The 8,747-nt window shown below is 73.2% G+C and carries 11 protein-coding genes; 5 read left to right on the top strand and 6 right to left on the bottom strand.

The window, feature by feature from the left end:
- Window positions 1–137: 137 nt before the first annotated feature.
- Window positions 138–350: a DUF397 domain-containing protein gene (locus tag HCN56_RS11120; RefSeq protein WP_167969862.1), complete on the bottom strand. Its 213-nt coding sequence runs from the start codon at window positions 348–350 to the stop codon at window positions 138–140.
- Window positions 329–1,171: a helix-turn-helix domain-containing protein gene (locus tag HCN56_RS11125; protein ID WP_167969864.1), complete on the bottom strand. Its 843-nt coding sequence runs from the start codon at window positions 1,169–1,171 to the stop codon at window positions 329–331. The genes HCN56_RS11120 and HCN56_RS11125 overlap by 22 nt, the downstream gene beginning before the upstream one ends.
- 523 nt (window positions 1,172–1,694) lie before the next feature.
- Between HCN56_RS11125 and HCN56_RS11130 the strand changes: the two genes are divergently transcribed.
- The 3 genes from HCN56_RS11130 (at window position 1,695) to HCN56_RS11140 (ending at window position 3,312) form a co-directional block, all read left to right on the top strand.
- Complete coding sequence (locus HCN56_RS11130; protein ID WP_167969866.1) at window positions 1,695–2,117, top strand: hypothetical protein; 423 nt, start codon at window positions 1,695–1,697, stop codon at window positions 2,115–2,117.
- A 163-nt stretch (window positions 2,118–2,280) separates the two neighbouring features.
- Window positions 2,281–2,502, top strand: a complete 222-nt coding sequence (locus HCN56_RS11135) for a hypothetical protein (RefSeq protein ID WP_167969868.1) — start codon at window positions 2,281–2,283, stop codon at window positions 2,500–2,502.
- 126 nt (window positions 2,503–2,628) lie between these two features.
- Window positions 2,629–3,312, top strand: coding sequence for a hypothetical protein (locus tag HCN56_RS11140; RefSeq protein ID WP_167969870.1), 684 nt, complete (start codon window positions 2,629–2,631; stop codon window positions 3,310–3,312).
- Between the two features lie 44 nt (window positions 3,313–3,356).
- Here the strand turns inward: HCN56_RS11140 and HCN56_RS11145 are convergent, their stop codons facing one another.
- Both HCN56_RS11145 and HCN56_RS11150 read right to left on the bottom strand, forming a co-directional pair.
- A complete protein-coding gene (locus tag HCN56_RS11145) occupies window positions 3,357–3,914 on the bottom strand; it encodes a hypothetical protein (protein WP_167969836.1) in 558 nt (185 codons plus the stop codon).
- Between the two features lie 255 nt (window positions 3,915–4,169).
- Window positions 4,170–4,907, bottom strand: coding sequence for an SDR family NAD(P)-dependent oxidoreductase (locus HCN56_RS11150; protein WP_209312603.1), 738 nt, complete (start codon window positions 4,905–4,907; stop codon window positions 4,170–4,172).
- A 107-nt stretch (window positions 4,908–5,014) separates the two neighbouring features.
- On the opposite strand from HCN56_RS11150, the gene HCN56_RS11155 reads away from it, so the two are divergent.
- Window positions 5,015–5,917 carry a LysR family transcriptional regulator gene (locus tag HCN56_RS11155; protein WP_167969872.1) on the top strand — a complete coding sequence of 301 codons (903 nt, stop codon included), beginning with the start codon at window positions 5,015–5,017 and terminating at the stop codon, window positions 5,915–5,917.
- 154 nt (window positions 5,918–6,071) lie between these two features.
- On the opposite strand, the gene HCN56_RS11160 is transcribed toward HCN56_RS11155, so the two are convergent.
- A complete protein-coding gene (locus HCN56_RS11160; protein ID WP_167969874.1) occupies window positions 6,072–7,142 on the bottom strand; it encodes a Clp protease N-terminal domain-containing protein in 1,071 nt (356 codons plus the stop codon).
- Between the two features lie 265 nt (window positions 7,143–7,407).
- Entirely contained in the window at window positions 7,408–8,040 is a 633-nt protein-coding gene (locus HCN56_RS11165) for a TetR/AcrR family transcriptional regulator (protein WP_167969876.1), read from the bottom strand.
- Between the two features lie 268 nt (window positions 8,041–8,308).
- Here HCN56_RS11165 and HCN56_RS11170 point away from each other — a divergent pair, with 268 nt between their 5' ends.
- A complete protein-coding gene (locus HCN56_RS11170; protein ID WP_167969878.1) occupies window positions 8,309–8,743 on the top strand; it encodes an organic hydroperoxide resistance protein in 435 nt (144 codons plus the stop codon).
- The last annotated feature ends 4 nt before the right edge of the window (window positions 8,744–8,747 follow it).

The following is an 8,747-nucleotide window of genomic DNA, read 5'->3' on the forward strand; positions in this document are numbered from 1 at the left end:
GCGTTGCTGTGGCTGGAGGTGCGCCAGGCGGCTGCGGTCAGGTCGATGCGGGGTCGCATGGCACGTCCTCCAGGAAGCCGTGAATCAACTGGCGTGATGCGTCCGGCGAGAGTGCCCGGTCGCGCCCTTCCGTTCTGTCAGGCGGTGAGACCGTCGTGGCGAACCGCCGTGACGAAGTGGCCCCAGGCCGCGGAGGGCATGAGCAGCGTGGCGCGGGTGGGTGCCTTGGAGTCGCGGACGGGGACGACCGTCGGGACGCCGTCCGCGACCTCCACACAGTCACCGCCGTCGGCGTTGCTGTGGCTGGAGGTGCGCCAGGCGGCTGCGGTCAGGTCGATGCGGGGTCGCATGGCACGTCCTCCAGGAAGCCGTGAATCAACTGGCGTGATGCGTCCGGCGAGAGTGCCCGGTCGCGAACTCGATCGTAACTGAGTTGCAGCTGTTCGACAGTAGCCGTTTCCTCGACCAACTCGCTGGAATGTGAGGTCTCGATCCAGGCAACGGTGCGTCCTTCCGGCAACCGGAGAAAGTTGACGTAGGTGCTGGAGAGCACGTGCGGGCCGGTCGACAGCGGCACCACCTGCACGATGATGTTGGGCTGCTCTGCCGCAGCGAGGAGCTTGCGTAGCTGCTGTCGCCAGTGCTGCTCGTTGGTGATCGGAGTTCGGAGGACCGCCTCCGAGAGAATGGCGCGCAACTGAGGTGGCCGGTTGCCGTTCAGCTTCTCCTGTCGCCCCAGTCGGGCGTCCACCTGCCGTTCGAGGTCCGGTCCGGTGAGGCCGCCCGTGATCAGTAGCTGCTCGGCGTACTCACGGCTCTGGAGCAGCCCCGGGATCAGACCGGGTGAGTGGATCTGGATGCTCGTCGCCTCGTTCTCCATTTCCATGTACCGCCGGTAGCGCAACCGGAACTGCGAGGCGTCCTTCTGCGCGATCTCCCAGAGGATCAACAGGTAGTTGGTCCCGTACAGGCTGTCCAGCGCCTGGACCAGCTCGGGGCCGGCCAGGGATTCGCCGCTCTCCATCCGGGCGACGTGGGAGAAGTCGAACCTGATGGCGTTTCCGACCTCACGCAGCGAGAGGCCACTCGTGCGCCGAAGCGAGCGCAGCTCCTCGGCGAACCGGGCGCGCGGTTCTTGCGATCGCCCCGTGACGGCTCGGCGTGAGGGCATCGAACATCCTCTCGTTGTTTTTGTTGCGATTGCGTCTCCGGTGCGTCGGGGTTCTCCCGCAAAAGCTGGTGCGGGAGTTCCGTCGCGTTCATATTTGTAACGGTAGTGCTGTGCGGCGTCGTGCCGGGCGAATCCGGTGACCATCCGGGTCTTCGCGGTCGAGGGGGTTGTGGCACTGGTTCGGCTGCTGTAGGTGCGGGTTCGTCCCGTGCGGTCCCCGCCGGCCGGACCTGCGGTTGTCTCCTTGTGGCAGCGTCAGGAAGACCGTTGGCCTGAATTCGGTGACGCGCAGGAATGTGGGCTGGTGAGAGGTGGTTCGGTATGGAGACCCGTGTCTCGATGTCTTTCACGCATCCGTCGGATTCGGAGCAACCCCCGGTTGACGCGGAAGTCCCGTCGCTGCGGCAGTTGCAGTTGCGTCGAGCGAAACTGACCACGCAGATCGACGCGCACCTCCGGCTGCTCGGCGTATGGCGCCGGTGGCGCTCTCACGCTGTCGCGGGGCCCGCTCAGCGGCGGCGGTGTGCATGTCGACGGCGTGTGGTGCGAGACGGTGGTCCGGAGCCCGGACGCGGGGGCGGAGTGGCATCTCGGGGGCGGCTGGTCCACGACGGCGGCACTGGCGCTCGGCTGGATGCGCGGCGCGGCGTTACGCCTCGCGGACGCCCTCGACCCCCGGCCGTCGGACGGCCCGTTCCCGCCGGGCTGTCTGCGCCACGCCGCGCCCGACGACGGCAACCCCGGCGCGGTGTTCCGCGACTGGGCCGCCGACATCGACTACCAGGCCGTGCAGCAAGCGGCGCTCGACGCGGGCAGGCCGGTGAGCGTCAACAGCCGGGGCCCGGACGTGGTGTGCGGCAGCGGTGAGGTCGACGTCCTCTACTCGCTGTCGGCTCGCCCGGTGCGGGCCGGTGCTCCGTCGCGCCGTGTGGTCAGGGCGCTGTGAGCCGGGTCCACCCCGCGGCCCGGGCTGCCGCCCGAGCGCCACGGGGCGGCGCTTCCTTCCGACCGTCCATCGGAGGTCCCGTGCACGACGGCACCCGCTTCGTCCACGACCGGTGCGGCCGGCGCCGGCCGCACCGGTGGCGCCCGTCGCGGAGGACCACGCGGTGACCGGGTTCCCGTCGCTCCGTGCCTCGCCGCTCCGGCTCACCGCCGACCAGGTGCGCATCGGCGACCTGATCGCGTTCGCCGGCGGGGCGCCGCCCGTGAGCTTCACCGAGCACCGTGGCGGACTCGTGCTGCTCGAACTGGACGGCACCGTGCGGGTCACGCTGCCGCCGCGCACTCCCGTGGTGATCACCCGGCCCCGCCGACGGCACCGCCGTTGACGCCGGCGCCGATCCGCTCCGCGCCCGCCGGAGCTGCGGTGACGCCCGGAACCAGCCCGATTGTCAGTGGCCGGTGCGATGCTTCGAAGGAGTACTTGACGGAGCGGGCGCGGCGCGGAGGAACCCATGAGCGAACCCACGACGACCACCCTGCACCACACCGGGTTCGACACGGCCTGGTGGGGGAGCGACCTGGGCTCCTACCGGCCCTGCGACGCGACCTACCAGCGCTATCCGCTGGAGTCGCTGCCCCCGCTGGACCCGGCCCGGTTCGTCGGCACCTTCGACTGGCTGTCGGCGAAGGGCCGGCCCGTCCCCGGCGAGGTCGCGGCCCTGGAGTTCCTCGCCCAGCGCCTCTCCGAGGCCGGGTTGAGCCTGCCGGCGGACTTCACCACCTTCTACACGCACAGCGGGCTGCTCGCCGCCCTGGACGAGGTGTCGGTGACGGCCTGCTGGACGGACATCTCCGACCCGCTGCCGTGCCCGTTCGACCCCGGGGCGCGGTTCGTGCAGTTCCTGCGCGACCAGCAGGACTGCCTGATCTGGTACCTCTACCTCCGCCCCGGCAAGCCCACGGCCGTCGTCGTCTCGCCGCTGATGCACAACGACGAGGAGGAGGAGCCCGAGTTCACCCCGGCCGAACTGGACACCCTCCGCACCCACTTCCACGCCTGCGCCGACTCGTTCGAGGAGTTCGCGTACCGGTTCTGGACGGAGAACAACCTCTGGGGCCACGCCCGCGACCGGTTCGCCGACGACACCGCGCTCCCGCCCGCGCAGCGGGCCTACCTGGCGCACTACCTGCGTTGAGCCCGCCCGCCGGGAAGGGCGGCCGGCACCCGAGCGAGCGCCTGTCAGGGCCGGTGCGGTCGCTCGGTGCCGCTTCCGGGGCCGTCGTCGCCGGGGCCGTCCTCGCCGGGGTCCGTCTCGCCGTCGGGGGCGCCGCCCGGTTCCGCGCTCGGTGCCGCGTTGCCCTCCGGCTCCGCTGCGGGCCGGTCGCGCAGCGGCTGCTCGTGCGTCGCCCCGGGCGCCCCGGCGTTGCGGTCGAGGTAGTCGCGGACCTGGCGCCGCCGGATCATCCGCACGGCGATCGCTGCGACTCCCAACGCGAGAAGGCCGAGAGCCGTGTGGTTGATGGTCACGTACCCGTTGCTGTACCAGGGGAGTTCCAGGCTGTGCCAGAGGTACAGGCCGGCGGCTGCGGCGATGGGCGCGATGATGTGCCAGAGGAAGTCGGTGTCGTCATCCGCCTCGATCTCGGCCTCCGTCAGGGGGCGATCCGCCGGCTCGGACCCCTCCGTCGCCCCGCAAGCGTCCTCCCGGTCGTCAGTGCCGTCACGGTCGTTTCGTTCGTCCCGGTCGTCAGTGCCGTCACGGTCTTCCGAGCCGTCACGGTCGTCTCTGTCGGCCATGCCTTTGCCGTCCCCCCTCCTGCCCGAGCCACGGCTCGGCGGGTTCGCTCGCCGCAGCCTCGGGTCCGACGCCCCCGTCGCCGACCATCCTGCCGTGCCCGGGGGGCGAGCGGCGGCCCGCGGAAGTCGCGGCAGGGGATCAACGAAAGTAGACGCCCGCTCGGCATTCCACCGCGGACTGCCGGTGGCCTCCGCCCGGCCGCAGCAGGGCTCGTCAGCGCCCGAGGGCGCTCCCGGCCTCGCTCACCGCGCGGCTCACCACGGGACGGCGCCGTCGTCCTCGAAGAACCCGCCGGTCGGCCCGCCGTCCGGCAGCGTGGCCAGCCGGATCGCGATCGCCGCGCCCTGCTGCGGCGTGCGCGGCGCCTGGAACCCGGTGAAGTCGGTCGCCACCAGTCCCGGGCAGACGGCGTTGATCAGGATGCCGGTGTCCGCGAAGTGCCGGGCGTACTGCACGGTGATCGCGTTCAGGTAGGACTTCGACGGCGCGTACGCCGCCATGACCGGTCCGACCTGTACCGACGGGTCGGCCTGCCGCGCCACGGACCCCACCGAACTGGAGACGTTGACGATCCGCGGGGCCGCCGACCGCCGCAGCAGCGGCAGCATCGCGTTGGTCACCCGGATGACGCCCAACACGTTGGTGTCCACCACGGCGCGGACGACGTCCAGGTCGAGCGCGGTCGGGTCCTGGCCCCACCCCGGGCCGGTCGGGCCGGATATCCCGGCGTTGTTGACGAGCACGTCCAGCCGGCCCGCCTGCCGCTCGACCGACGCGGCGGCCTCGGTGACGACCCGATCGTCCGTCACGTCGAGCGGGACCCCGAACGCCTCCGCCCCGCCGGCCCGCAGCCGCTCGACCGCCGCCTCGCGCCGGTCGGCGTCGCGGGCGCCGACAGCCACCCGGTAGCCGCGCGCGGCGAGCCCCGCCGCCGTCTCGTACCCGATCCCCTTGTTCGCGCCGGTGACCAGCGCGGTCTTCATCTCGCTCATGCCGTCGATGCTCATGCCGTCGATGCTCACGCCGGGCCACCCGTCGCCGCCAACACCGATGCGGTGCGCTCTGATACCCCGCGGGTATCGCGCCGTACGCTGGCCGGATGGACCACCAGGACAGGCAGGACAGCCAGGACAGGCAGGACAGGCAGGACACCGTGGAGGTCCGCGAGCTGCGCTACTTCCTCGCGGTGGCCGAGGAGTTGCACTTCGGCCGTGCCGCCGAGCGGCTCGGCATGGCGCAGCCGCCGCTCTCCCGCGCGATCCAGCAGCTCGAACGCCGTCTCGGGGTCCTCCTGTTGGTCCGCAACCGCCGGGGGGTCGCCCTCACCGAGGCCGGCGAGGTGCTGCGCCACGAGGGACGTGTCGCGGTGGACGCGGCCACCGCCGCCGCCCGGCGTGCCCGCCGAGCCGGCGCCGGGAACGACGGCAGCCGCACCCGGTTGGTGCTGGCGGTGAAGGCCGGCGACTCCCACGACCTGTTGCGGCGGTTGCTGGGCGCCTACGCCGCGGAAGCCGACGCGGCCGAGGTCGAGATCCTGCCGAGCGGAACCTGCGAACAGGGCGAGATGCTGCGCGACGGCCGCGCCGACGCGGCGCTGCTGCACACGCCGTTCAACTCCCTCGCCGGCTTCGACAGCGAGGCGCTGGTCACCGAGGGGCAGATCGCGGTCCTGCCCGCGCGGCACCCCCTCGCCACCCGGCCGCACCTCACGCTCGCGGAGGTGAGCGATCTCCCCGACCTGCCGCTCGCCCGCTGGGCCCGCGACGGCGTTCACCCGCCGGGTCCCGGGCCGGCGATCACCGACCAGACCCAGCTGGCGCAGCTCATCGCGCTCGGGCGGACCGTCGCCGTCTACCCGGACTCCGCCCGGGCGTGGCTGTGGACCGAGCACGCGGCGGTCCCGCTGACCGACGCGCCGCCCGTGGTGACCCACATCGCCTGGCCGGCCCACAGCCGATTGCTCGCGCTGGCCGCCCTCGTCCGCACCGCGACCCGGCTCTGACCGGGCCGCGCGCCTCCTGTCCCGAGCCCGGGACGTCCCGGCCGTCGCCCACCCCGACCCGGTCCGCCGACGCGCGAGGCGCTGATCGGCGACGGTGACGGCGACGGCGACGGCGACGGCGACGGTGACCGTGACGGCGACGGTGACGGTCCGCTCAGTCGGTCCGTTCGGCCGTCACATTCGCGACCAGCGCGCGGGCGCGCGTCGGCTCGGCCAGCAGCGTCGCCACCAGCGGGCCGGTGCTCCGCGGCGGCGGCGTCGCCTGCGCCGGCGACTCCTGCTCCGGCTCCTGCTGCTGCTCCGCATCGCCGCGGGATCGGTGGAGCCCCACCGCCTCCGCCACGTAGTCGTCCACGGATCGGGGGTCCTGCGGCAGTTCGGCCGTGCCGCGCCGCAACGCCTCGTGGAGGACGGTGTAGGTGACGCCTCGCTCGGTCAACTCGGCGCCACCCGCGTACGGTTCGGTCGTCGCACCGTCCGGGGTGTTCACCATGTGCGGGTAGGCCGCGGTGACCTCGCGGACGGCCAACGCCGCCAGCAGCAGGTGCTCGGTGCGTACCGTGCGGTCCCCCAGCCGGTGCGCCTGCTCACCCGCCTCGTGTCGCACCCAGTCGACCGGCAGGTCGGCCCACTGGACGCCCGCCAGCCGGGCGATCAGCCGCTTCCGGAGGCCGATCCGCTGGTAGCGGGCGCGGCCCAGCAGGATTTCGCGCGTCGGGTGGAGCAGGGGGTCGAGGCCGTCGCCGGCCGGGGTGCCGCCGGCGAGCCGGTCCCGCACCGCCTGCGGGGAGGAGCCGCAGAGCGTCAGCAGCTCCGCCGCACCGGTGTCGTCCCCGGCCAGCAGCGCCTGCAGCAGGTGCTCGGTGGTCAGCTTGTCCGCCCCGTCGTCGCGGGCGAGGCGCATGGCGGACCGCAGCGCCGTTGCGGCAGCGGGGGTGTACCGGTCGCGTTTCGAGCCATCGTCGCCCAGGACGGCGGTCGCGGCCACGCTCGGGCCGGTGCCCTCGTCACCGTGCCAGGCGGTCTCCGTCTCCCGCTTCCGGCGCAGGACCGCGATCGCGGCGGACCGGGTCACACCGACCGCGTCCAGGGCCTCGCGCGCAGGGCCCTTGGCGCTGCACACCCCGGCCAGCAGGTGCTGGGTGCCGATGGGGGTGTCCTCGTCCGCGCCGTTGGCTCCCCGGGCCGCACCGAGGACTCCGGCCGTGTTCCAGTCGGGTTCCATGACGACCACCTCTCGCTTCGACGTCCGGCGGCCGATTCTCTCGACCCGCCGGACCGTGGCGCGTCACCCGGAAGACGTATCCGAACCCGACCTTCGGATGACCCCCACGCCCGGCCCTGCGGGGGTGGAAGGCGGACGGCCGACGGGTGCCGCCGCCCGCCTTCCGCCTCCGGGAGGGCGCCGCCTGTCGGAGCAAGTCGGTCGGCCCGGGCGTCGGTCAGCACAGGCGCCTGTCGGCCCGGGCACCGGTCGGCCCGGGTGTCGGTCAGCCGGGCCGGCGGTGGGCGGCGACCACGGCCAGCGCGGCCTGTTCGAGGTCCCGGCCGACCGCCTCCGCGTCCCCGAGGTACCCGGCGACCGTGGCGCCGTCGCGCAGCATCATCAGCTGGTCGGCCGCCGCGTCCGGCGGGTCGATGCCGGCGGCGGTCAGCATCGCCCGCAACTCGCCCACGAACCAGGCGCGGTGCTCGGCGACGACCTGCCGGACGGGGTGGTCCGGCTCGGCGAACTCGGCCGCCGCGTTGATGAACGGGCAGCCGCGAAACCCGGGGCGGCAGGTTTCCGCGCCGATGCCGTGGGCGAGGAGACGCAGCGCGCGGGGCAGGTCGTCCCCGGCGCCCTCCCGGAGGCGGGCCACCGCCTGGTGTTCGTATGCGGCACGGCGGCGCAGATAGGCGACGAGCAGGTCGTCCTTGGTCCGGAAGTGCCGGTAGAAGGTCACCTTGGTGATGCCGACACGCTCGATCACCCGGTCGGCGCTGACGGCACGCATGCCGTGTGCGTAGAACAGCTCCGTGGCGGTGTCGAGGATGCGTTCGCGGGTGGCCGGGCCGCCTCGCGTCGCGGGGGTGCCCGGTGCCACGCCGGTGGCGGCCACCGTGGTGTCCCGGGTGCTCATCCGTCGTCCTCCTGGTTGCGGCCGAGGCCCGCTGGGGGCTCGCGGTCCGGTGGTGACGCGCCGGAGCGCGGAACCGGCGCGGTCGGCCGGTGCCTGCTCGGGAGCGCGCGGCCACCGGACGGTCCGGGGCTTGCGCTTCGTGCCCACCACTGTAGGCTCAACCCAGTAGAGTTACTAGTTCGTCTACCTGTGTCGCGGCTGTGCCGCCTCCGCGCCGACCCGCCGCGACGCGACCGTTCACCGTCCGCCCCAGCCCGAGGAGCACCACGTGTCCGACGCCAAGACCCTCTACACCGCCATCGCCACCTCCACCGGCGAGGGCCGCCGCAACGGCCGCGTCACCACGACCGACGGCTCGGTCTCCGCCGACCTCGCGATCCCCACCGAGATGGGCGGCACCGGCGAGGGCACCAACCCGGAGGCGCTCTTCGCCTCCGGCTACGCCGCCTGCTTCCACTCGGCGCTCAAGCACGTCGCCGCCCACGAGAAGGTGGAGATCAAGGACTCCGCGGTCGTGGCCGAGGTCAGCCTCCACCCGAACGGCGAGGGCGGCTTCAAGCTCTCCGTCGCGCTGCACGCCGAGTGCGGCGGCGTGGACCAGGAGACCGCCGACCGTCTGGTCGCCGCCGCGCACACCGTCTGCCCCTACTCCAACGCCACGCGCGGCAACATCGACGTCACCGTGGACGCCACCGTCGGCTGACCGG

Origin of the sequence: Streptomyces lonarensis, assembly GCF_012033735.1 — a bacterium.
Classification (GTDB): domain Bacteria; phylum Actinomycetota; class Actinomycetes; order Streptomycetales; family Streptomycetaceae; genus Streptomyces; species Streptomyces lonarensis.

Coding starts and splice junctions, on each gene's coding strand:
- HCN56_RS11155 (WP_167969872.1), top strand. CDS start 5,015: ATGGACCACCAGGACAGGCAGGACAGCCAGGACAGGCAGGACAGGCAG.
- HCN56_RS11125 (WP_167969864.1), bottom strand. CDS start 1,171: ATGCCCTCACGCCGAGCCGTCACGGGGCGATCGCAAGAACCGCGCGCC.
- HCN56_RS11165 (WP_167969876.1), bottom strand. CDS start 8,040: ATGAGCACCCGGGACACCACGGTGGCCGCCACCGGCGTGGCACCGGGC.
- HCN56_RS11140 (WP_167969870.1), top strand. CDS start 2,629: ATGAGCGAACCCACGACGACCACCCTGCACCACACCGGGTTCGACACG.
- HCN56_RS11145 (WP_167969836.1), bottom strand. CDS start 3,914: ATGGCCGACAGAGACGACCGTGACGGCTCGGAAGACCGTGACGGCACT.
- HCN56_RS11160 (WP_167969874.1), bottom strand. CDS start 7,142: ATGGAACCCGACTGGAACACGGCCGGAGTCCTCGGTGCGGCCCGGGGA.
- HCN56_RS11150 (WP_209312603.1), bottom strand. CDS start 4,907: ATGAGCGAGATGAAGACCGCGCTGGTCACCGGCGCGAACAAGGGGATC.
- HCN56_RS11120 (WP_167969862.1), bottom strand. CDS start 350: ATGCGACCCCGCATCGACCTGACCGCAGCCGCCTGGCGCACCTCCAGC.